This window comes from Paenibacillus marchantiae (assembly GCF_028771845.1).
GTDB classification, from domain to species: Bacteria; Bacillota; Bacilli; order Paenibacillales; family Paenibacillaceae; genus Paenibacillus; species Paenibacillus marchantiae.
On sequence record NZ_CP118270.1, the window covers coordinates 2,222,987 to 2,242,907 of the forward strand.

Here is a 19,921-nt window from a genome sequence, read left to right on the forward strand (position 1 = left end):
ACGAACAAATGTTCAATGTCTAAATTACATAATAAAGTAAATATAGTACGTAATTACGTGAATAAAAGATGAAGGAATAATGAAAATAACGAGGTAACATTCCGGTCGTTTACGATCGGCGTGCTCCTCGTTATTTTAGTTTTTATCATAAGTATCGAAGATTTCAGTAATTATATTAAGCGCCATTAAAATGTGCTTAGGTTCATGGGTTCTTAATAGAGAAATGATCTTAGTAATATTGGAATCATCCTGCGAGAGATCTTCACGCTCCTTAACGTATGTAAACAGTTCATATACCCCGACATCTAAAGCGGCAGCAATCTTTTCAAGATTTTTTAAAGATATATTTCGTTCTGCTCGTTCAATAAAACCAATGTAACTTGGATTAAACCCCGCATTTTCAGCTAATGCTTCTTGAGACAGATCTCTAGATTTTCTTAGATCTCTTATTCTCGCGCCCACTAATTCTAAAAGTTCGGACATATGAACACCTCTCTTTAATTAGAAGTGTAGAGAAAGAATCATCGTTAATTAACCGATAGATAATAAGTAATTTGTATTTAAAACTACTATGTAGTAATATTTGTTTGTATCTTGCCCAAAAGTTAAAAAAATTATGCAGAGTGTTCAAATGTAGTGTGGATTCTAAACTAAAATATTGAGGAGTTGATTACCTTGAATCACGCTTACTCCTACACGAATCGGCAGAATGATGAATTTGAATATCAACGACTTTCCCAGTATCACATCAAACTTGCTGCAATTATGCGTAATCACAATCAGTTCAAAGCCTGCCTCATTCTCTGCGATTGGGCTCTAGCCTCCATGATCAAGGCGCTATATATCTATAAGTATCACTCAGCACATCCACCCAAGGAACTCACCATGAACGAAATCTTGCCACTAGTGCATACGGACACTGAACCCGGATTGGATATCGCTTTGTTCATCGGTACGATGCAACATATGTCATCCCTAGCAGATTACCCACATGACCAGCCACTAGAACTGAACAACATCGAAAAGCTTCTTCAACGAACAGAAGAGATATTGGACGAGTTAGCCACTCGATTGAATGATAATTCATCAGAGTAAGATATTTTTTTAATTGATCATTTCGGTTAAATGTTTGATTGATCTATGTTACGTTTACAAGATGACATCATCCAAATAAAGGATATATGATGCAGAGATTACAAAGGATGCTCTTTGCTTTGCATCTGGAAAGTAGGTGTACATTTTGAAAAGAGTAATTGCTATCGCGTTTTTCATATTATCTATATTGGAATTGGTTACTCTAATCCTCATTGGTAAAAGCATGATGCATGGGTATATGGAACCGAGTACGTTTAAAGGGATAATTTCATTTCCACTAGGCGCTACGTACCTCTCGATCTGGATGTTCTTTTCACGGCAAGAGTTTACCGGAGGACGAGTCGCGGCACAGATCAGTTTTGCAGCGGCATTGTTGACGGCGTGCCCGTTGGTGTGTTTGTTAATTATTTTCTATTAAATCAAAAGATTAAGAAGATTTCCTTTAAATTAGGACCTATGAAGTACGTTGTTGGAGATATTGTTAGGGTGAGAAAGGAAAAATCAGGATGTTAGAAGGATGTATATACACCAAGCTTCTGCTAACATGGTAAAATCCTAATTCTAACGGCGGAGAATGATATGAGTACAATTAAAGTAACACCAGAGCAGCTGCTGCATGTATCCAGACAGATCGAGCAGGGTAGGCAGCAGTTGGAGGGTATACGTAATGACCTGACCGCACGGATCGGATTCATCGAGTCTCAGTGGGCGGGAGCAACGCAGGAACGGTTTTTCTATGATTTTCAACAGTCACGTTCTGTACTGGATCTAGCACTGGAAAGTATGGTTAAGTCATCCCAAGATCTGTTCGCGATTGCCGAGAGATTCGAACAAGCAGATCAGGAACAGGTGAGCTTGGGAGCTGTTGCTGGACAGATTGCTGCCCATACAATGATGAACCATAATATAGGTAACACAGAAGAACAAAGACGAATGGTATATAATCCTTTGTTTGGAGTTAACATGCCTGCCAGCGAAGCAGAGGATGGGATGCCAGGGCAAAAGGAGTTTGTTAAGTATTGGGAACAGGGTGGTACCTATGAGGAAATGAGGGCTGGACCGAAGCAACCGGAGTCTAGTGGTGGAGATATATATGATGAACAGATCAATGCATTTAAGGAAGGTCATCATCCCGTAACTGGAGAATCCATACCAGCATGGCAAGCAGCAGTTTCTATAGGAGGTTTACAGACTGCTAAGCTCGTGTTGGCTTTTACTGGAACGTATAATAGGGGTTATAAGGTTCCGACTGGAGGATTGAAGTTTCCAAAGTCTAAGCTAGATAACTTGAATGGTGTAAACCCTGTGATATTTAACAGAGATACCGTTATTAGTTCTGCTACTGCTCCCAAAAAAGGTGGAGAAACCGTTGTAGGACATGCTTTGCAGAAACACGCAGGGCGAAACCCAGATATATGGGGAAGAGTTAGAGGTGGGCCTGAACAAATTAATCAAGTAGCTCAAAAGCATTTACAGGATATACTTGATGCTCCAGGTGAATTCAAGAAAATTACAAATAATAGAGGTATTACTTTCCTCGAAAAGAATTTACCTGATGGTCGCGGAGCAAGGCTTAACCAAGATGGTTCATTCAAAGGATTTATCGATCAATGATGGAGGTTGTGAATTTGGAAAGTTTAGAAATCATTTTAATTGATTTTAACAAAAATAATCTGGATCAATTCATTAAAAATGATTTGAACATTCAGGTGGATCGGATCAAAAGTTCTCACTTTTATGATAACCGTAGTGAAAACGATATTGAATTTCAGCAAATAGAGAGCCTTGAAGAGATTCTTTCTCCTAAGGGAACGGGGAATATATTATTGTCTCAGCTTAACCTGGGCCATACCTTTAACGACGTGATGATTGTATTTTCATTTGATGAGGAATCTGGAGATATTGTAATTGATTTTCCTGAAGAGGAATTGTTCAGCGGAGAAACTTCAGAGACAGCGTTAAAAGCTCAGAAGTTAATAGAGTATATTCTTGATATTAAGAACAAGTATGCAATTGAGAAGGTTAGAATCGGTTATGAACCAGCTATGGATGATGACACTTGCTTGATCGAGATTGATAAAGAAATGATGGATACGAATGTTATTGTCTCGAAAATGTTGGCTTAGAATCCTTCTGAACCAGATTTTGATGCAGAACAATTAGACATTAATAATGGCAGAAAGCCCATTTCAACTCGAATACGAGTAGTCATGGGTTATTTTTATCTCCTCGTTCCATCCCAACCACTTTACAAAATTAACCTAGCTCCTTCCATAGCAAAGGGTATAATGGCAAAAAGGGAGATTCTGACGTGAAGCTGGAAAACCTCCAAAGCAGAAAGGATGTTATACCACATGCCTACATACAACAAATTGGTGCGGGACAAGATTCCAAATATCATCACATCCAGCAGTAAGGAATGCCGCACACGCATTCTGGACCCGGAGGAATATAAGCAAGAATTAAAAACAAAGCTGAGCGAAGAATCGGAAGAATACATGAGTGCAGCGAGTGATCAGGAAGCGCTAGAAGAACTGGCCGACATGCTCGAAGTGATCCGAGCGCTGGCAGAGGTACACGGGGCGAATGCGGCGCAGCTGGATAAGCTGCGGGCTGACAAAACCGAGGAGCGCGGTGGATTCCAGGAACGGGTGTATCTGATCGATGTCGACGAAGCTTAACGTTAAACTCAACTCATTACAAATAACTTGGCTGATGAACTGATCACCCGGATGCATCATGCGTCCGGGATTATTTTGTCACTGTGAAATAACTTCCTTTGCCGGAAATAATAGTGAGTTCATCAATTCTTACATAATAGTTCCATTGAAATGGGGTATTATCTGGATAGACAATAATATATTGTGGATCTTTGAAAGAGTAACGTTGTTGCAAAGAGTAGTTTATTATTGCATTAGAAATTCCTAAGCTTACAACAAATGAAGCCGCTAGTACTAATGAAACTATTGCAATGGGTTTAACCTTTTTATAAATTAATGTGATTGCAGTGGCAAGGGCTAACAACGCAGAAATGATGAGTTCATTATTTGATCCCAAGATCGCGAAATTCTGTTCTTGGTTCGTAAAAGGATAGAACAAATTAATTCCATTACCAAGAAAGTCTATAAGAAGATGCCCGATGAATAATGTGGCCATCGTACTTATCCATGCCCAGAAGAACCGAACGTTTAAGGTTTTATAGATGATCCAGCCATATGCAGCTCCATTTAAGGGAACCATAGCAAGAGAATGTAACAATATATCACCAAAGTACTTAGTGATGTCAGGAGTGATAGCAATAATAGATCCCAAAACAATAGTGATTATATAGTCTTTAGTAAGAGATAACCGCTTATTTAGAAAAAGTAATAGAATTGTTCCGCCCGTAATCAAGTGTATAGCCATATGAAGAAACATTTGCATCGAGTTACCTCCTGAGCCTGATTCATACATTTAATTCTTTTAGTGATGGATTCTCACTTCACACAAAGTCACTTTTCCTCCCCCTCCACATAAACCATAATCGCTTGATACAAAAACCTCACAAATTCCTCATCGCCAAACTGATCAAAATAACCCACATAGCGACGATCCGTCGTATAGGCTTCTGCGATGCACCTCAGAATCTCAGCATCACAGACCATGAACTGTTCCAAGCAACTCTTCCATTCACGCACTAACGCTTGCACCTCACCAGAAGCAGGGGACAGATCCTGATGCTTCGCCAATTCCCGAAATACCTGCTCCATGTTAATCGAGAACTGCTGGTAAGCTTGTTCTTGCTCATCCGCAGACAGCTCGCTCACATTGGCTTCAAATTCCTGATATTTCTCGGTGTCTCCATATACAAACTTCGCCTCGGATTCATATTGTTCTTGAATGGACAGAATGGAAGAGTCGTCAAACAGATGAAGATGAGAGATAATCGTCCCATCCACATACTCGTCCAACTGATCGATGATGGTTTCGAGCTTTTGTTTGCGTTGAACGAGTGTGCTGCGGTGCTTTCTTAGGATATCTTTCTGTTCTTCTTTGGAGAGTTGCATCATGGCTGCAATGTCTTTTAATGAGAAATTCATTTCTTTAAACAATAGAATCATCTGCAGATTCCCCAGTGCCTCTTGATCGTAATACCGATAGCCATTGTCTTCGACTTTGCTCGGTTTTAATAGATCTGTTTTATCGTAATAATGTAATGCGCGTTTGGTGATTCCAGTGATCTGAATGATATCTTTAACGGTGAAATAGGGTGTCTTCATTCCAAAAGTCCTTTGTTTCAGCAAGGATAACACTTGCCGGAGTGATGGTTGCTTCGGTAATCGGTGTACCTGTCTTGTTCAAATAATATTGGATTAAGTGATAACCGCAGGCATAGCCGGCCGCATAGGGCATACCTACGGGTATGAAGTTTTGCAATCTTGCAAGTCCATCGCCGTATAGATAGGGATTAATCTGGTCAAAACCGGTGACATGCAACTGGTCTTTCATTTTTGGTTTAATGAAGGTGTTCAAAGTCTCCATATCCGTTTTGGCTACCCAGGGGCCTAGCAACTCTTCTCCATACAGGGATGTCGCAAAGCTCTCGGCCAGCCCCTCACTAACAATCATTTCCCCGAGCGTAATCTGTGGATCCCACTGGATATATTGATATCTCACATTATGATTGCATTCATGGGATAACACGGATTGAATACGAGGTAGAGTATACCTATTGGGGATCAGGTTCACAATAATATACCCTGGGATTCCACCATCTCCGCTGATGCCTTCGTTCATGGTGAGTGATGGACTGTTCTTATCGCCTAACAAAATCGTATATAGATATTCGGAGACAGACAGCTCAATCCCATGATCTGTAAAGGTAGATAGACTCGTACGAACGGCTTCATGACACTGTTGCCAAAATATTTCAGACGAAATCGCTGCTAACGATTCGTTAATCTCGGTCGTGATATCTGCGGGAGCGATGTTCATAAAGTTATTCATCATGATCACGTCGAAGCCGTGAGGCTCGCTTGATCGAAATGGAATCTGTTGAATGTTCCATTTGTTCATGAAAGGACTCATCATGTGCTCGCGGTATAACTCCAATTTGTCATCAGGTGCAGCCTTGATGATCTCTTTATAGATTTTATCTGAGCGTAACGCGGTAATCTTCATCATTAATCTCTCCTTTAGGTGAACTTGAGCCCATTATCAAGTATGACCTTACGTAACAGTCAAGGAGGAATTTGCGATACGTTTAAGTGCATTAATCGATCCGATTCTAAGATAAGTTGTAAAAAAAATTGGCTGCAATCCAGATATCTATGGAGAAAAAAACCAAAGTTTTTGAACGTTTATAATCGCCTCACACACGTTATCCACGTTTCATTAATCCCCAAACCACATATATGAACAACGCAGCCAATAGAAACGCAGGTACGATAATGGGTTGTGCCAGGTTGCCAACGGACATTGACGTGACCTGTGAACCCACCAAACTGACCGCACCAACCCCAACAAACAAAGCGACATTCCATAAGGCAAAAGGGAGTAATCTTCTTACATTACTTCGATTCCGCGTAATCATCATGATCATCACGAGTATGAAAAGAATCAGAAACAGCGATTCAGTGATTGACGTCCATCTTCCCAGTTGACTCATTGACTCGATCGCTTGGTCGCTTATGGAACCACCGGAAGTCCACTGTTGTGATTGAGCTATCCGATCCGATTCCAAGGAAACATAAATGCCATAAAATAAAATCATTAGTACGAGATACATAAGCATCGCTACGTTTATACGACGTTTATCTGGTTGTTTGTTTAAAATAACGTTCATAGATTCACCTCTTAACCTGAATAGTGGGTTATCTCATGAAAATAACATTGAAACCGATCTGACACCAAAAATGGATATCTTTGTAGTATAATCCATTTGGTTCTGGATCGAAACCATGCACGAAGGAGGAGTGCTATGAAAAAGAAAATGTTCTTTTTGCTACTAGTTATAGTACTCGTTACTTCAGCGGTAATTATGATATGGTTTTCTAGGTTAGAACCTCCCGCATATCAGGTGGAAAATGATAACGATACCAACTCTTCAGGCTTGTATAACAAGGCATCTTCATTACCCAATATCATTGAAATCACGAATGAAGAAGCAACCCTGCAATTACCTCTTAACGACGTCCCAGAGTATAGGCGCTACCTGATGAACGAACAGGACTTCCAAACTGAAATAGATCGTACACATGTGGAAGTATTGGAGGTGCCTTCTTCGGAAACATATTCAATGCTGAAGTATGGCTGTGGAAACAAAGCTTGCTATACCCTTTTGGTGAAAACTGATGATAGAGGGACGCATAGCTTGCCGATGCCTGAGGGCATTTTACAAGATTATAAACTTTCCTCTGACTATCAGCAGGTGTTAATTCGATATGCTTATGATGAAGGCGGTCTGGTTAAGAGACAAATCCTTGTTGCCGTGGATCTCAAAAAATTAGAAATCATCCCATATACATCAACTGATTTGGAAGAAGCTTTCATGTTGAAACCAACCTGGCCCATCATCTCTTATGAATGGATGGACAATAACCATTTCACGATTGAAACAGCAGCATTAGAAACAAGTGAATATAACGTAATTAAGGATTGGTTTGATTCCAATGATCGTGAAACGAGGAAGGTAACCATTCGGTTAAATTCATTGGATTAATTTTTGTTAATCAGAAACAAATTCAAAATTGAAATTAATCGGATCTTCTGAGGATGAACAGGTAAAACTTTATGCAATTAAAGAAACTGAAGATGCAATTGAAAGAGTAACTCTAGATATAAATGGGCGCGCAAAAGATTTTGATTGGAGCATTTCTCATCATTCGGGAACGAAGCCGCAGTTATTTTATACCGATCTTACCGGTGATGGTAAGGAAGAGGCTGTAATAATCATTCAGACTGGTCGAGGGACAGGCTTGGATAACTATGAAATTCATGTCGTTAACTCCGATAACTTATCTGAAATTAAAGTACAGCGTTATGAGGATATTGTTGCTGAGCATATTGAATCGCGTATATCTAAAAATGATGATGGTACATTAGCTATTACAGTGATTTCACAAGGGCAAGTAGATAATTTCAATTATGATTTCGATCCAGCACCAGACTATAATCAAGATGAGCTTGCTTTCGGTGGTGTTGTTATTTATACATTGTATAATCACAAAATTAAATTAAGTCTTCCAGGCTCTATTGGTATATCTCCTACATATGTGTGTGACTTCAATATCACGTATACCTTCGATAAAGTCGACAATGAATTTATTATTAATCAGATTAAATTTAAACCTATTAAATAAGATAAAATGTCTTCAAAAAACGCTTACAAACTTTCAATTCTACCCTACCTTTTACGAAACGAAGCTGAGATAATGGGAGAGTAAAGGGGCATAAATTGTTCCCCGTATTGTTCATCATTTACGTCAAAAGAATAAATGCTGCATATCCATAGGAGGATTATCAATGACTACACAACCACTGGAACTGATCCAATCCACTTCAGGCCAAGCGTTGCTTGTCCAAATGTACGGTCAGCAACAACTAGAAGAACAGACAGCACGTTACACAAAGCTCAATGAATCATTCGAACAGTATTTTGGCGTACAAGAGGGCAGCAAATTGTTCAGCGCGGCTGGACGTAGCGAAATTGGGGGCAACCACACGGATCATAACCATGGTAAGGTGCTGGCGGGCAGTATTACGCTGGATACGATAGCGGTGGCTGCGCCAACGACGGATTCGGTAATTACCTTTTATTCAGAAGGCTATGAACAGAAATATGTAATCGATCTCACAGATTTGGCACCGAAGGCTGAGGACGACGGCACTACGGCGTTGATCCGTGGTATGGCTGCGGGATTTGGGCAGTTCGGATACAAAGTGGGCGGCTTCCAGGCGTACATCTCCAGTAACGTGTTCTCGGCGTCCGGGCTGAGCTCGTCGGCATCGTTCGAGATGCTGATTTGTACGATTCTGAATCATTTCTACAATGATGGATCACTGGATGTGGTGGTTATGTCCAAGATTGGTCAGTATGCGGAGAACAACTATTGGAATAAACCATCCGGTCTGCTGGATCAGATGGCTTGTGCCTACGGTGGGCTGATTGCGATTGATTTTGAGAATCCGGCCGAGCCTGTAATTGAGCCTGTACAATGGGATTTCCAACAAAACGGCTACTCATTGGTCATTGTAAACACAGGTGGGAATCACGCGGATCTGACTGAGGACTATGCTGCAGTTCCTTATGAGATGAGAGCGGTTGCTAAAGCGCTGGGCAGCGAGTATGTCCGAGAAATTACGGCCGAGGCGATGTATGCCAATCTCAAACAGGTACGTGAAGCAGCGGGGGATCGTGCGGTACTGCGTGCGCTGCATTTCTTGGAGGAAAACAATCGGGTGGACGGTCAGGTACAGGCCTTGAGGGAAGGGCGTTTTGCTGATTTCCTGAATCTGATTACGGCATCCGGGAATTCTTCCTGGAAGTGGCTCCAGAATGTATACCAGAGCGGCTCGGTGAAGGAACAGGAGATTGGTATCGCACTGGCGTTAACTGAAAATTATCTACAAAAGCTGGGTGATGGCGCTTGCCGTATTCACGGCGGTGGATTTGCAGGGGTCATTCTGACGATTCTTCCCAACGAAAAGGTTGAGGAGTATATGTCCTGGATGCACGGTATGCTGAATACGCCAATTATTGTGGTTAATGTACGTGCGCAGGGTGCGGTATGTTTGAACACATTAATCGAAAACGTGGGTTAATCTTGTCGGTGTAACACACTGCGATGTTTAACCTGTATAAGTAGTATTAAACAGTACATTATAGCGGTTCTCCAGATTGACGCTAGTCATGGAGGAGGATCGCTTTTTGTTGTCTACATTAGGAGAGATAGCTCGCTCTCGACTTTTTCTGAGGGAACGGTCCGTTATTAATAACTTCAGATCAGGAGTTGGCGAAGATGATTGTGGAACGTGAGCAATCTTAAGTTCAGTTCTCTATATAATTCCAAACTTTGGACGTGTTTCCGTGTTAATTAGGTAAGGGAGGGGATGCAGAATGACGACAACCACACTGGCTGAGCAGGAAGAGGCGCGTTTGTATGACGAGTTGCGACGTACGCTGGAAGAAGTGGAAGAAGGAAAGCAGCGGCAGAAAATGTTGAAGCGTATGATCAGGCAACTCAAGTTTGCCAAATGGCGGAAAGAAAGATTTCACTGGTTTGATCAATACTTCCTGAATGTAAGGCCAGTAACACTTTGGATCATGTTAGCCACTGGGGCGCTTATGCCAGTAATGTTGTTCAGCATTTTTATATGGGTATCCTTGTGGGTGGAATGAACAATGGAATATTAGGGTAAATACCTTTGAATGATTAGCATGTTAAAGTGAGGGCAGTGGGTATGGAGGAATTATGTGTACATTCACTGCCTAATAACTTCATTAGGCCAAAGATGCACTATAATGATTCTACTTCTTTTGGTATAAGTTCACATATATAGGGGGTGAATAATATTTTTAAAAAGCTTAAATGTTTATCTATGATATCTATACTTCTATTACTTATCCTTGGAGGATGCAATTCTATGCCCAATCAAAACAAAATCATTGAACAGGCCACAGAAATTGGTCAACAGTATTTCATAGATCAATACAATACGGAAGTTGAGTTTACAGATCATAAGTTCATGCCAAAAGATCTTAGTCACAATGTTAGTCTAAGCGGACATGTCAAAGAAGACAAAGAAACGGAAATCTCTATTCTTATTGATTATGATACGTTTGAATTCCAAACAGCCATTGTCCCCAAAGAACTGCTTAAACAAAAGAAAAAATAAATTCTAAACAATATCTTACTTCTTAGTGAGAAATGAATCGATTTATTTAAGAGGTTTGATATGATCAGGCACTGAACCTGTTTTGACTTCATAGGTATCATAATCCACCATAGCGAATACTTCTTGATCTTTGTTGCCTTTCACATATCCCGTCAATGATACCGTTTGAGATAAGTCAGCCGGAATGAATTTATGATTTGTGAATTCTACATCAATTCCATAGTTTTCTTTAAAGTAAGTGAGACTTGCTTCTTCGGCTTTTTGAAGGATGTCTTTTTGTTCACTTGACATACATCCGCTTAATACGATGAAAGCAAAAATGAACCATATAAACAAGAACGCTAATGTAAGATATTTTCTATTAGGAATATTCACTTCATTACTCCTTGCCGTACCAATGAAATGTGATGTATTATTTCTTGTCCGTTCCTTCAGGGAGAGAAAGCGTTTCTACCTTCAGAGGATCGTATTTTACAAGTACAAATACTTTTTGGTCATCGTCTCCCTTGACATGGCCATGTATTCCTACAGATTTATCGAGATCAACTGGTGAAAACTTATGATCAGTAAAATCAACCTCCAACCCATAATTATCCAATAAGTATTTATGGGCAAACTGCTCTGCATCAGCAAGAATTTCTTTCTCTTGAGTAGACATACACCCTCCTAGAATAGTAAAAATTAGTCCCAAGGTTAAAAAGAAAAGTAATCTTTTTTTCAAATCATTAGCACCTCGGCTTTCATATGATGGTATAAATATACTATAGACACTTAATTTAAACCAGATTACATATAAGAATAAAAATGCATTGAATTAGGAGGTTGGTTATGCAGGATTACATCAGTGATGAACTATATCATAAAATATCGACAATTGCTTACCAAAATGACATTTCTGTGGGTACCGTTATCTCGGAAGATGCTAAATATAAAGATTGGAAAGCAGTTGAACCAGAAGGAGCCACGCTGCATAAAAAATATTCGGGCTTCGATTCAATTATCTTTCGAAATGAAGAAACAAATCAAGTTATCATCGGTTATAGAGGTACTGAACCTGAAGGTATTATTGGAAAAGCAGCTGATATTGAGACAGATGCCTTCGATGTCGTAGGTGGCAGAACCAGAAGGCTTGAAGATGCGATAACCGATCCAGAACGTCATAATATATTTAAAAATAGTCCCTTCAAGCTTATGAAGGATAACATGGATTGGGAAAATAATCAGTTTCACCAAGCTGAGGAATTGTATGAGGCGGTGAAGGAGGCGTACCCTGATTCAGACATTTCATTGACGGGTCATTCCCTGGGTGGCGGTTTAGCTCAATATGTAGCTGCTCGTCAGGATGTGTCTGGGATGACGTATAGTGCTCCTAGTGTAACGAATCTCCTGGATGATGTCAGTTTGTCCAAGGTGAATGAGGGTCATTTTGATAACAAAATGGTTAACGTGGTTCATCCCAATGATTCTGTAGGGGCTGGGGGAATAAGTGAATATGACAGGCACGTAGGAAGTACCGTGTATAAGGGTCAGGACTTTGACACCGCTAATGCGATGTATCAGAATTGGAAATTTCAGTTTCAGTTAAAGGTTCCTTTTCAGCCTCTGGGTGCAGGCTCGCCCATGTTAGTTCATGACGTAAGAATAGGTGTGGATCTGGACAAGCTTCATGTTGGTGATATTATAAGATTTTTTGATTCATTCTCGAAGGACGAAGGCAAAGGGTATCATTCCATGGATCAATATGAGTTTGATGAGAATGGAAATCTAAAAGGACCACTAATAGACCGGAACACTGGTGAAACCATTGATATTTCTCCTAGGTGGACGGCCCATCAGGAGGCATTAGCCACCTTCTCCAATTTGATGGCAGGTATTGTTCCTCCGTTGATCGCAGCAGCTACAGGAATTGTTAGTGGTAAAGGCGGGGGCAAGATTCAATTAACAACGGAAGAGTTAGCGCAGGCTGCTAGGGAGATGAGGCTAAGTTTAAGTGGCTTCTCGAATGATGCCCAGGCTTCGATTCAGATGTTTCAGACACATATATCTACCAGCGAAAGTCAGTCCTTTACACCCATCGCCTATAACGCAACAGCAACGTTACAAGCAATCAATCGTTGGTATCAGGAATCCATCAGCGAAATTGCTGAATATATTGAACGTAAAAGAGAAGATTTTGTAATCGCAGACCAACACTAATGCATTTCTACATAGAAGGACTAACAGGAGGAAATGAGAAATGGGCAGAATATCCGTATCCTTGTCTGATTTAAGAAGGGCTGTTCAGCAATGTGAGCAGTTGCAGCAACGGCTCATGCAGCAGGAACAGAAAATGCGCTCCATTCATGGCCGATTGAAGCAAGACTGGATCGGTACATCTGCAACAGAGCTGACACATAAGATGCAGTCATTTATGGATGGGGCATCTGCAAAGCTGAATGAACTCGAAGCTCATAAAGAAGAACTGATGCGATATATTCGTAAAATGGAGGAAGCGGACAGAGAAGATCGCAGGGATCGCAGCAGGGTAGAGTAATACCTCTTTACAAGAAAATAGTTAGATAGGAATGAACCTTCCCACCTAACTATTATGGTTTGTTTTTTAAACAGTGGAGCAATGCTATCTGAGTTGCCGATACTGATTAATGTGTAGCTGACTTCGCCTTGTTCAAAGTCTGAATCTTTTCTTGCATGTACTGGTGGTAATCGCGAAAACTGCTGATGTGGTGCAAGGAATCGGAATTTTCAGACTGGATCTTAATTTTACCGTCCTGAGGCAGTTTTTTCATCTCAGCAACCACTTCCTTCGAGCCTTGAATATCTCCAGCCATCTCCTGAATTCGTTGTAACAGCGTTGGATGGCCCTCATGTTGCAGCATTTCAGCGAGCGGTCTCATTTCCTCCAGCTTCTGGGTGGATCGTTCAAGGGTGGTCATTACTTTGTCTTCATCCATGCTCGCATTCAGCGAAACCATACGATGAATATGATCCTTTTCCATCCGTTCCAACGCTTCCAGGTGGGAAGCCTCCAGTCGTTTGGGATCGTTCCAACTCTCGGTTTGAACGGTCTCCTTCTGCTCCGAAGCATGGTTCATATTGGCATTGCCACATCCCCATAACAGAGTCGAGCAAGTTAACACCGTTCCAACGGCGATAATGCTTTTTAACCTCATGTTGTCACTCCTTCAATAATTTCCTGAAGGTAGTATGAGCTATAATATCCATAATCATGCTTATATTCTTCATTTCTTTCCCAGAAATAAGCATATCTCTGATCAGACTGGTAAGAACGTCCTATAAGCACTCCATATATTTAGCTCATTGAGATTGAAAGAAAAAAGATTGGGAGGTTTTCTCCCAATCTTATATAACGAAGTGTAAATATATCGGTGTATTTCTTTGCAGATTTTTCTCAGGAAGAAGGTACTTCCTTTTTCGGATTTCGGCTATCTATAAACCAGCCTGGTCCTTCTACACTGAGAACCTCCTTTGTATCATAATTATAGGAAACGGTAATACGTTCATCCTCATGTCCTGGAACATGACCGTAAAGGTATAGGCGTGAATGGATGGAAGGGTCGTCAATATCATGACTTGTTACAATAAAGTCCGCATTGTAGTACTTCTTTATGTACTGAACACTTATTGGTGTAGCTGTTTCTAAAATATTTTGCTTATCTGAGGTAGACATACTTGAACATCCTCCTAATAAAAATAAAAAAATAAGTAAGATCAGAGCTACAGGTTTTATTTTCATAGGGCATTAATTCTCCTTTTATGGAAATAAACTCTAAAGACACTTTAGTGCATATTATGGAAGGCTGCAAGATTGGAAGGGAGAGTCTGCAGTAAACTTGTCTGCAAAAATGTCGACTTTTCTTGAAGGGACTACATCCAAATTAGCAGAGTTAGAAGAACACAAAGAGCAATTAAAACGATATATAAGGAAGATGGAAGAAGCAGACCACGAAGATCGGCGTAAAGCGCCGTCTCCTTATTAATCAGTGCACTTGCCGAGCAAGGAGGTATTATGTTTATCTACCACAATCCGATCTGGCGATGGACCATTAATCTTTTGTATCCTGCCATTATCTTTGTCTTCCAGAGCTGGGGGCCAATATTAGATTCTTGGACTGTTCCAATTGTATTTGTCGCGTTGTTCTGTTTTCTGTGGAGTGATGTAAAGGATATGTTCATCTCGACTGGACTGACCTGGTTGGTTGCCATCCCGTGCTGGTGGTACTTCATTGAGCTTCCCAAACCATCGTTTGGTGCAGAGAATTTTGCCGCTCATCTGGTGATGATTGTGCCGCTTTTTATATTTGTGGTGCTACTGCCACAGACCCTGATTTTGACCACACGTATGCGAATAATGGAGTACTATAGGCAGAATGGAAAATAGTCTGATAGACGGTCGCTGCATAGGGTAAATACGATAATTTAACATCATTAATGACTTCCTAACCTGTATGGTTGGAGGTCTTTTTATTAATCAGTAAGGAATAAACTATTTATATTTCCATATCCATCCTGTAAAATCTTCTGATAAGGTTATTCAAGTTGGGAGATTACGTTCAGGCAATCAGGAGGGCATATGAGCAAGAGAAAAAATGAGAAGTTATACAATTATTTATTATTATTTTTGATTTTATATGGAGTTACTTTGTTTATTTGGCCTATGGCTCTTTTTGGACTTGGTATGTCCTTATCGGCACCGTATCCACACACATATGATACTTCCCGTGATCTAATGGGTAAAATTCTTTTCACCTATCCTTTGGGTGTATTATTCGCGATTTTTTATTGTGGGATTAGTTACGAGAACGGGCGATATAAAGCCCCTTACTGGGTCGTTCATGTTCCATTACTTTGGCCTGTTTCATGGATCGTAGTTGAATATTTAGGATTAAAATTTAGCTTTTAAAGAAAAGAAAGGTTGCATTTGCATACATCCCTGGACAACGAAGATTAGATGATCTGACGAATGTTATGAAACGTTTCAACCCCTACACAAAATAATTGCAGCATCAACCAAAAAATCCCCTTATCCGTTTCATACGGTAGGGGATTTTCTGTGGCTACACTTTCCTACGGAATTTTCCCGTATATGGAATGGTAATATGAATGTCCAGCTTCTGAATGGAATCTTCCGTCAGGATCATCTTTGTACCGTTGTTGGACAGCTTGCGCCACAGGCTTGGATTTTTGCGATAAACCTTCTCCTGAAGTCCATAGACATCGACCCCACGTTTCAGACCTTCACGATACGTTTGCAAGATTTGCTCCCGCAATGTCTTCTCGCTGAATCGGACCATCTCGTCATAGGAAACAGGGCTGAGATATTCATACAAGGCGGTCAGGTATTTGGCATCGATGTTGAAATGAACCTCATTCCCACGAATGACGGGTACAATTTTGACGTTGGGCAAACCAACGCTGAGCGCGCCATAGATGGTTCCTTCGTTTTCAATGATCAATGGCGCACGCCGCATATCCTTAAGTAACCAGTGAAATCCAGGAAGCTTGCTATGGGGCAAATATTCAAAGTCATCCCCGGTTCTTTCAAAAAAAGCACCGTCAATCATAAACAGCTCATAATTCTTTTTGTTCTGCGACCAGTGCTCCTTGTTCAAGGTGATGCAAGGCAGATAAGTTGTCGTGGACGCATTGTTATGGGTGGCAATGAGTTTGAAACTGAGCACCGGAGGAAACAGCGATTCTTCCAGGAACGAGGGAAGAGGGTTATGCAGAATGCTATCCAGCGGCGACAAATTGTATATGGACGTGGCACTCAGAATATTTTCCAGTGGATCGCGAGTGCCGTATACCCAGGTTGTGTAACGTGATTCCGGAAAACGTCCAAGCATGTCAAACACTTCCTTAATATGCTTGCTTGTCAGGATACTTTCGGCCATGACAATGGCCGTCACATGGCCCCAGGCGATATGCAGCTGGGAACTTCGGAACAGTTCGTTTACCGCCAGATTCAATGTTTTCCCCGAAGCATGTCCAACCCATACAGGTGGAGCTTCCGCAGTTTTGGTTGAACTTTCGCTTTTGGCTACACTGGTAAAGTCCATGCTCTGAACATACATATGGTACAACCCGTCTTTGTAATCGATCCCGATCGCTTTGGCATAATCCACCTGTTGGATCTCATATGCACTCCAGCACCCGCTGGTCACGAAACAAAGAGAGAGACTTAGCAGCCCTAGCAACCATCGTTGTATAAGCCGCTTCATCGCTCATTCCCTTCTTTACGCGGCTCCTGCGTTTCCAGATAGACAGGTCTACGTTTCATCCATCCTTTCGGAAGTTTGAACAAGGAGGCGAGTGCCTGTTTGAAATTAAGCGGACTGAGCGGCGTCAGATAAGGAATGCCGAACGATTTCAGATCGGTCAGATAGATCAGGAACAGGATAATGGACAGAATGAACCCGTATATGCCAAGGGATGCCCCCAATACAAAACAGAAAAAACGCAGAATCAGAACAGAACTGGTCATGACCTGATTCACAATCGTTGCGCCGGCCACTACGGTTACGGCAATGACGACAATCATGAGCGGGGAAACCATGCCTGCACGGATGGCCGAATCCCCAATAATCAATCCTCCAACAACGGTCAGCGTCTGACCAATGGCGCTGGGAAGCCTCACTCCTGCTTCCCGGAACAGCTCCATCAGAAGCATAATGAGAAACATTTCCACACCAGACTCCATAGGTAGACCCATACGCCCAACCGAGATCGTAGCTACAAGCGGAAAGGGTAGCTGGTCCATGTGAAAAGAAGTCAGCGCAATATAGAAACCAGGCAAGAATACGGTTATTAATAGCCCGATAAAACGCAGCATGCGGCCCACATTCACCGGAAGAAACGGGAAGCTGGCATCCTCGGGTGATTTGAGAAGCAGAAACAAATTAACGGGTCCGATGATGACACTGGGATTGCCATCCACGATAATGACGAAACGACCGTTCAGCAGACATTCCGCCGCAAAATCAGGTCTGCCCGTGTAATGGGTTACCGGAAACAATGTGACTTTGGAAGGGGACAATAATTCCTCCAATTCATTAGCGGTCATAATGCGCTCGATGTCGATTTTGCGCAGCTGATTCTTGACATCATCAATCAGTTCGGGATTGGCAATGTCCTTAATATACATCAGGGCGACTTTGGTCACGGAGCGAGAACCGATTAATTCAATGTTACAGGCTAATTCAGCCGTACGCAGGCGTGTACGAATTAATGCAATATTGACTGAAAGTCGTTCGATAAAGCCATCTCGTGATCCGCGGATCGATACTTCAGTGGTGGATTCATCCGGCGACCGTGTAGGTATGTTGGATATATCCATACTCCACATCTTCTGGATGGAAGGAATGCAGATGAGCATATGTCCCTCAAACACCCGCAGGGACATGAGTTCCTTTCCCAGTGGGTTGTTCTGTATGTCTATACTTGTCCATTGCAAGGTAATGGACTTCTCAATATCCGATGCACGAACAAAGTGAGTACTCTCGTACGTTCGCGTCAATTCGGGAAGAATAATATCATATATGGATTTGCTGTCGACCATACCGCTGCAATACACAATGACAATCTGCTGCGGAGACTCCCCAATCATATGGCTGCTGATGATCACATCGTCTGAACCTGCAAAAAACGTCGTCAGATTATGCTCATTGATTCGGAATGGTTCAGCCAGATGGGGGTTCTTCTTTGGTGTGGTTGTGAGCGGCATGAGCGGGAGCCTCCTTATCTTTTTTGTGTATGAATGCGGCGAGGGTCAACAGGACTGTAACCGTGGATACATAAGCGAGCATCACGGGAAATTGAATATGGTTTACATAATAGTCAACGTAATCAATTCTCCACCACTGTACAGCTATGGCGCACATAATGAAGGTGACGATTAGGACGGCAACATACCTTTTCTTGGGTCTGCGAAAATCGAGCAGATCGACGATAAGATAGATGGAGATCGCCACTCTGGCAAATGAACCACTTAGCCATTGATAGATGGACAGGAAATCCACGTGCTGGAGCAATTTCCCGATATTCACCAGCTTCCATTGCTCATAGGGACTATTTCGCTGTTTTGCTGCTTCCTCCGGACCGAACTCAACGATGGCTCCCAGCGTTGGACCAATCGCCATACTGAGCATGAATAACCCGAGCAGCAGAAGATGCCACCAGCGAATTTTACTTTTGATATCGTGTTGGAACAGCATCAAGATCCAGATTTCCATCAGTCCAGCAAGCGAATAGATCATGCCCCTTAGGACGGGGCCGGAACCATATTCCATGATGGGAAACAACTGACCATAGTCTTTATATTTCATGTTGGCGGACATCACGAAATATCCAAGCAGGATCACGAACGGAAGCAGAAGACTTGAAGTCATGGCAATGGAACGGATACCTTTGGCAGCCGCCCAGGCAGCAACCAGTGCTCCCACGCCTGCGAGCACATAGGGTGGGGTGAATTGCAGATAGGTGGATACCGTCCAGTTTGTTGTTTCATATAAGGTATGTGATCCAAGTGCAAGCAGCATGAGTGAGGCAGTGATACGGAAAATCCATGAAGGAATTGCGCCAAATTCCCGCGTGATCCAGTCCGTCAAACGCTGTCCGCGTACCCGCCGGATAATAACGAACATCATACATAGAAATAACAAAAAGAAGGGAGCAGCAGCGACTACCGATAGCCAGCCATCTCTGCCTGCATAATCCAGAATTGCTGGAATGGACAGAACATGGCACACGAGGCCTGCACTTAACAAAATGATGGGAAAGGACAGCCATATCGTGATTTCTCCCTTTTCACGGCTCATGGGAATCCTCCTTTCCGTTCAAGGAAGTTTCCGTTAGGTTGTACAGGAAATGGATTTTCGATTCCTATTTTATTTTTTTGAACAATAGAAGACGAAACAAGATAGACGGAAGAGAC

27 protein-coding genes are annotated in these 19,921 nt (G+C 41.8%); 15 read left to right on the forward strand and 12 right to left on the reverse strand.

Annotated features, from left to right (window positions below; all coding sequences use genetic code 11):
- Positions 1-135: 135 nt before the first annotated feature.
- Complete coding sequence (locus tag PTQ21_RS10060; protein WP_274569720.1) at positions 136-483, reverse strand: helix-turn-helix domain-containing protein; 348 nt, start codon at positions 481-483, stop codon at positions 136-138.
- Between the two features lie 192 nt (positions 484-675).
- On the opposite strand from PTQ21_RS10060, the gene PTQ21_RS10065 reads away from it, so the two are divergent.
- The 5 genes from PTQ21_RS10065 to PTQ21_RS10085 all read left to right on the forward strand — a co-directional run bounded on the left by PTQ21_RS10065 (position 676) and on the right by PTQ21_RS10085 (position 3,776).
- Positions 676-1,095: a HEPN domain-containing protein gene (locus tag PTQ21_RS10065; RefSeq protein ID WP_274569721.1), complete on the forward strand. Its 420-nt coding sequence runs from the start codon at positions 676-678 to the stop codon at positions 1,093-1,095.
- 187 nt (positions 1,096-1,282) lie between these two features.
- Positions 1,283-1,513 carry a hypothetical protein gene (locus PTQ21_RS10070; protein ID WP_274569722.1) on the forward strand — a complete coding sequence of 77 codons (231 nt, stop codon included), beginning with the start codon at positions 1,283-1,285 and terminating at the stop codon, positions 1,511-1,513.
- 161 nt (positions 1,514-1,674) lie between these two features.
- Entirely contained in the window at positions 1,675-2,709 is a 1,035-nt protein-coding gene (locus PTQ21_RS10075; RefSeq protein WP_274569723.1) for a WXG100 family type VII secretion target, read from the forward strand.
- 8 nt (positions 2,710-2,717) lie between these two features.
- Positions 2,718-3,221: a hypothetical protein gene (locus PTQ21_RS10080; protein ID WP_338020323.1), complete on the forward strand. Its 504-nt coding sequence runs from the start codon at positions 2,718-2,720 to the stop codon at positions 3,219-3,221.
- A gap of 228 nt (positions 3,222-3,449) precedes the next feature.
- Entirely contained in the window at positions 3,450-3,776 is a 327-nt protein-coding gene (locus PTQ21_RS10085) for a nucleoside triphosphate pyrophosphohydrolase (protein WP_274569725.1), read from the forward strand.
- A gap of 70 nt (positions 3,777-3,846) precedes the next feature.
- On the opposite strand, the gene PTQ21_RS10090 is transcribed toward PTQ21_RS10085, so the two are convergent.
- From PTQ21_RS10090 to PTQ21_RS10105, 4 genes are all read right to left on the reverse strand, one after another.
- Positions 3,847-4,518, reverse strand: coding sequence for a metal-dependent hydrolase (locus PTQ21_RS10090; protein WP_274569726.1), 672 nt, complete (start codon positions 4,516-4,518; stop codon positions 3,847-3,849).
- A gap of 68 nt (positions 4,519-4,586) precedes the next feature.
- On the reverse strand, positions 4,587-5,354 hold the full coding sequence (locus tag PTQ21_RS10095; RefSeq protein WP_274569727.1) for a MerR family transcriptional regulator: 768 nt from the start codon (positions 5,352-5,354) through the stop codon (positions 4,587-4,589).
- Positions 5,329-6,255, reverse strand: coding sequence for a DUF2268 domain-containing putative Zn-dependent protease (locus PTQ21_RS10100; protein ID WP_274570473.1), 927 nt, complete (start codon positions 6,253-6,255; stop codon positions 5,329-5,331). Before PTQ21_RS10100 ends, PTQ21_RS10095 begins: the two co-directional genes overlap by 26 nt.
- Before the next feature lie 199 nt (positions 6,256-6,454).
- The gene (locus PTQ21_RS10105; RefSeq protein ID WP_274569728.1) at positions 6,455-6,919 is read right to left on the reverse strand and encodes a hypothetical protein; all 465 of its coding nucleotides are present in this window, start codon (positions 6,917-6,919) and stop codon (positions 6,455-6,457) included.
- Positions 6,920-7,054: 135 nt separating this feature from the next.
- On the opposite strand from PTQ21_RS10105, the gene PTQ21_RS10110 reads away from it, so the two are divergent.
- From PTQ21_RS10110 to PTQ21_RS10130, 5 genes are all read left to right on the forward strand, one after another.
- Positions 7,055-7,795, forward strand: coding sequence for a hypothetical protein (locus PTQ21_RS10110; protein WP_274569729.1), 741 nt, complete (start codon positions 7,055-7,057; stop codon positions 7,793-7,795).
- A gap of 28 nt (positions 7,796-7,823) precedes the next feature.
- On the forward strand, positions 7,824-8,435 hold the full coding sequence (locus tag PTQ21_RS10115; protein WP_274569730.1) for a hypothetical protein: 612 nt from the start codon (positions 7,824-7,826) through the stop codon (positions 8,433-8,435).
- Positions 8,436-8,598: 163 nt separating this feature from the next.
- Entirely contained in the window at positions 8,599-9,897 is a 1,299-nt protein-coding gene (locus PTQ21_RS10120) for a galactokinase (protein WP_274569731.1), read from the forward strand.
- 295 nt (positions 9,898-10,192) lie between these two features.
- The gene (locus PTQ21_RS10125) at positions 10,193-10,474 is read left to right on the forward strand and encodes a hypothetical protein (protein ID WP_099855497.1); all 282 of its coding nucleotides are present in this window, start codon (positions 10,193-10,195) and stop codon (positions 10,472-10,474) included.
- Positions 10,475-10,719: 245 nt separating this feature from the next.
- Positions 10,720-10,971 (forward strand): hypothetical protein, encoded by a 252-nt coding sequence (locus tag PTQ21_RS10130; protein WP_274569732.1) that lies wholly within the window; start codon positions 10,720-10,722, stop codon positions 10,969-10,971.
- A gap of 42 nt (positions 10,972-11,013) precedes the next feature.
- Here PTQ21_RS10130 and PTQ21_RS10135 read toward each other — a convergent pair whose 3' ends face one another.
- Together PTQ21_RS10135 and PTQ21_RS10140 are read right to left on the reverse strand one after the other, a co-directional pair.
- Entirely contained in the window at positions 11,014-11,346 is a 333-nt protein-coding gene (locus PTQ21_RS10135; protein ID WP_274569733.1) for a DUF1433 domain-containing protein, read from the reverse strand.
- 37 nt (positions 11,347-11,383) lie between these two features.
- Complete coding sequence (locus tag PTQ21_RS10140; RefSeq protein WP_274569734.1) at positions 11,384-11,629, reverse strand: hypothetical protein; 246 nt, start codon at positions 11,627-11,629, stop codon at positions 11,384-11,386.
- Positions 11,630-11,799: 170 nt separating this feature from the next.
- Between PTQ21_RS10140 and PTQ21_RS10145 the strand changes: the two genes are divergently transcribed.
- A complete protein-coding gene (locus PTQ21_RS10145; RefSeq protein ID WP_274569735.1) occupies positions 11,800-13,167 on the forward strand; it encodes a lipase family protein in 1,368 nt (455 codons plus the stop codon).
- 40 nt (positions 13,168-13,207) lie between these two features.
- Complete coding sequence (locus PTQ21_RS10150; RefSeq protein ID WP_274569736.1) at positions 13,208-13,504, forward strand: WXG100 family type VII secretion target; 297 nt, start codon at positions 13,208-13,210, stop codon at positions 13,502-13,504.
- A gap of 106 nt (positions 13,505-13,610) precedes the next feature.
- Here PTQ21_RS10150 and PTQ21_RS10155 read toward each other — a convergent pair whose 3' ends face one another.
- Positions 13,611-14,141, reverse strand: coding sequence for a hypothetical protein (locus PTQ21_RS10155; protein ID WP_063565970.1), 531 nt, complete (start codon positions 14,139-14,141; stop codon positions 13,611-13,613).
- A 239-nt stretch (positions 14,142-14,380) separates the two neighbouring features.
- Complete coding sequence (locus PTQ21_RS10160; protein WP_063565969.1) at positions 14,381-14,725, reverse strand: hypothetical protein; 345 nt, start codon at positions 14,723-14,725, stop codon at positions 14,381-14,383.
- 97 nt (positions 14,726-14,822) lie between these two features.
- Here PTQ21_RS10160 and PTQ21_RS10165 point away from each other — a divergent pair, with 97 nt between their 5' ends.
- The 3 genes from PTQ21_RS10165 (at position 14,823) to PTQ21_RS10175 (ending at position 15,892) form a co-directional block, all read left to right on the forward strand.
- Entirely contained in the window at positions 14,823-14,969 is a 147-nt protein-coding gene (locus PTQ21_RS10165) for a hypothetical protein (RefSeq protein WP_274569737.1), read from the forward strand.
- A 29-nt stretch (positions 14,970-14,998) separates the two neighbouring features.
- Positions 14,999-15,370 (forward strand): hypothetical protein, encoded by a 372-nt coding sequence (locus tag PTQ21_RS10170; protein ID WP_274569738.1) that lies wholly within the window; start codon positions 14,999-15,001, stop codon positions 15,368-15,370.
- 192 nt (positions 15,371-15,562) lie between these two features.
- The gene (locus tag PTQ21_RS10175; RefSeq protein WP_063565967.1) at positions 15,563-15,892 is read left to right on the forward strand and encodes a hypothetical protein; all 330 of its coding nucleotides are present in this window, start codon (positions 15,563-15,565) and stop codon (positions 15,890-15,892) included.
- A 154-nt stretch (positions 15,893-16,046) separates the two neighbouring features.
- Here the strand turns inward: PTQ21_RS10175 and PTQ21_RS10180 are convergent, their stop codons facing one another.
- Genes PTQ21_RS10180 through PTQ21_RS10190 form a run of 3 tightly spaced genes read right to left on the reverse strand, consistent with a single transcriptional unit; the run spans position 16,047 to position 19,805 of the window.
- The gene (locus PTQ21_RS10180) at positions 16,047-17,210 is read right to left on the reverse strand and encodes a Ger(x)C family spore germination protein (RefSeq protein ID WP_274569739.1); all 1,164 of its coding nucleotides are present in this window, start codon (positions 17,208-17,210) and stop codon (positions 16,047-16,049) included.
- On the reverse strand, positions 17,207-18,712 hold the full coding sequence (locus PTQ21_RS10185; protein ID WP_269053486.1) for a spore germination protein: 1,506 nt from the start codon (positions 18,710-18,712) through the stop codon (positions 17,207-17,209). The genes PTQ21_RS10180 and PTQ21_RS10185 overlap by 4 nt, the downstream gene beginning before the upstream one ends.
- Entirely contained in the window at positions 18,669-19,805 is a 1,137-nt protein-coding gene (locus PTQ21_RS10190) for an endospore germination permease (RefSeq protein ID WP_274569740.1), read from the reverse strand. Before PTQ21_RS10190 ends, PTQ21_RS10185 begins: the two co-directional genes overlap by 44 nt.
- Between the last annotated feature and the right edge of the window lie 116 nt (positions 19,806-19,921).

What these genes read in the sequence shown, in the direction of transcription:
- PTQ21_RS10150 (WP_274569736.1), top strand. Translation starts at nt 13,208, where the DNA reads ATGGGCAGAATATCCGTATCCTTGTCTGATTTAAGAAGGGCTGTTCAG.
- PTQ21_RS10175 (WP_063565967.1), top strand. Translation starts at nt 15,563, where the DNA reads ATGAGCAAGAGAAAAAATGAGAAGTTATACAATTATTTATTATTATTT.
- PTQ21_RS10060 (WP_274569720.1), bottom strand. Translation starts at nt 483, where the DNA reads ATGTCCGAACTTTTAGAATTAGTGGGCGCGAGAATAAGAGATCTAAGA.
- PTQ21_RS10185 (WP_269053486.1), bottom strand. Translation starts at nt 18,712, where the DNA reads ATGCCGCTCACAACCACACCAAAGAAGAACCCCCATCTGGCTGAACCA.
- PTQ21_RS10180 (WP_274569739.1), bottom strand. Translation starts at nt 17,210, where the DNA reads ATGAAGCGGCTTATACAACGATGGTTGCTAGGGCTGCTAAGTCTCTCT.
- PTQ21_RS10085 (WP_274569725.1), top strand. Translation starts at nt 3,450, where the DNA reads ATGCCTACATACAACAAATTGGTGCGGGACAAGATTCCAAATATCATC.
- PTQ21_RS10140 (WP_274569734.1), bottom strand. Translation starts at nt 11,629, where the DNA reads ATGTCTACTCAAGAGAAAGAAATTCTTGCTGATGCAGAGCAGTTTGCC.
- PTQ21_RS10110 (WP_274569729.1), top strand. Translation starts at nt 7,055, where the DNA reads ATGAAAAAGAAAATGTTCTTTTTGCTACTAGTTATAGTACTCGTTACT.
- PTQ21_RS10155 (WP_063565970.1), bottom strand. Translation starts at nt 14,141, where the DNA reads ATGAGGTTAAAAAGCATTATCGCCGTTGGAACGGTGTTAACTTGCTCG.
- PTQ21_RS10120 (WP_274569731.1), top strand. Translation starts at nt 8,599, where the DNA reads ATGACTACACAACCACTGGAACTGATCCAATCCACTTCAGGCCAAGCG.
- PTQ21_RS10075 (WP_274569723.1), top strand. Translation starts at nt 1,675, where the DNA reads ATGAGTACAATTAAAGTAACACCAGAGCAGCTGCTGCATGTATCCAGA.
- PTQ21_RS10105 (WP_274569728.1), bottom strand. Translation starts at nt 6,919, where the DNA reads ATGAACGTTATTTTAAACAAACAACCAGATAAACGTCGTATAAACGTA.
- PTQ21_RS10100 (WP_274570473.1), bottom strand. Translation starts at nt 6,255, where the DNA reads ATGAAGATTACCGCGTTACGCTCAGATAAAATCTATAAAGAGATCATC.
- PTQ21_RS10095 (WP_274569727.1), bottom strand. Translation starts at nt 5,354, where the DNA reads ATGAAGACACCCTATTTCACCGTTAAAGATATCATTCAGATCACTGGA.
- PTQ21_RS10170 (WP_274569738.1), top strand. Translation starts at nt 14,999, where the DNA reads ATGTTTATCTACCACAATCCGATCTGGCGATGGACCATTAATCTTTTG.
- PTQ21_RS10190 (WP_274569740.1), bottom strand. Translation starts at nt 19,805, where the DNA reads ATGAGCCGTGAAAAGGGAGAAATCACGATATGGCTGTCCTTTCCCATC.
- PTQ21_RS10130 (WP_274569732.1), top strand. Translation starts at nt 10,720, where the DNA reads ATGCCCAATCAAAACAAAATCATTGAACAGGCCACAGAAATTGGTCAA.
- PTQ21_RS10160 (WP_063565969.1), bottom strand. Translation starts at nt 14,725, where the DNA reads ATGAAAATAAAACCTGTAGCTCTGATCTTACTTATTTTTTTATTTTTA.
- PTQ21_RS10125 (WP_099855497.1), top strand. Translation starts at nt 10,193, where the DNA reads ATGACGACAACCACACTGGCTGAGCAGGAAGAGGCGCGTTTGTATGAC.
- PTQ21_RS10145 (WP_274569735.1), top strand. Translation starts at nt 11,800, where the DNA reads ATGCAGGATTACATCAGTGATGAACTATATCATAAAATATCGACAATT.
- PTQ21_RS10090 (WP_274569726.1), bottom strand. Translation starts at nt 4,518, where the DNA reads ATGCAAATGTTTCTTCATATGGCTATACACTTGATTACGGGCGGAACA.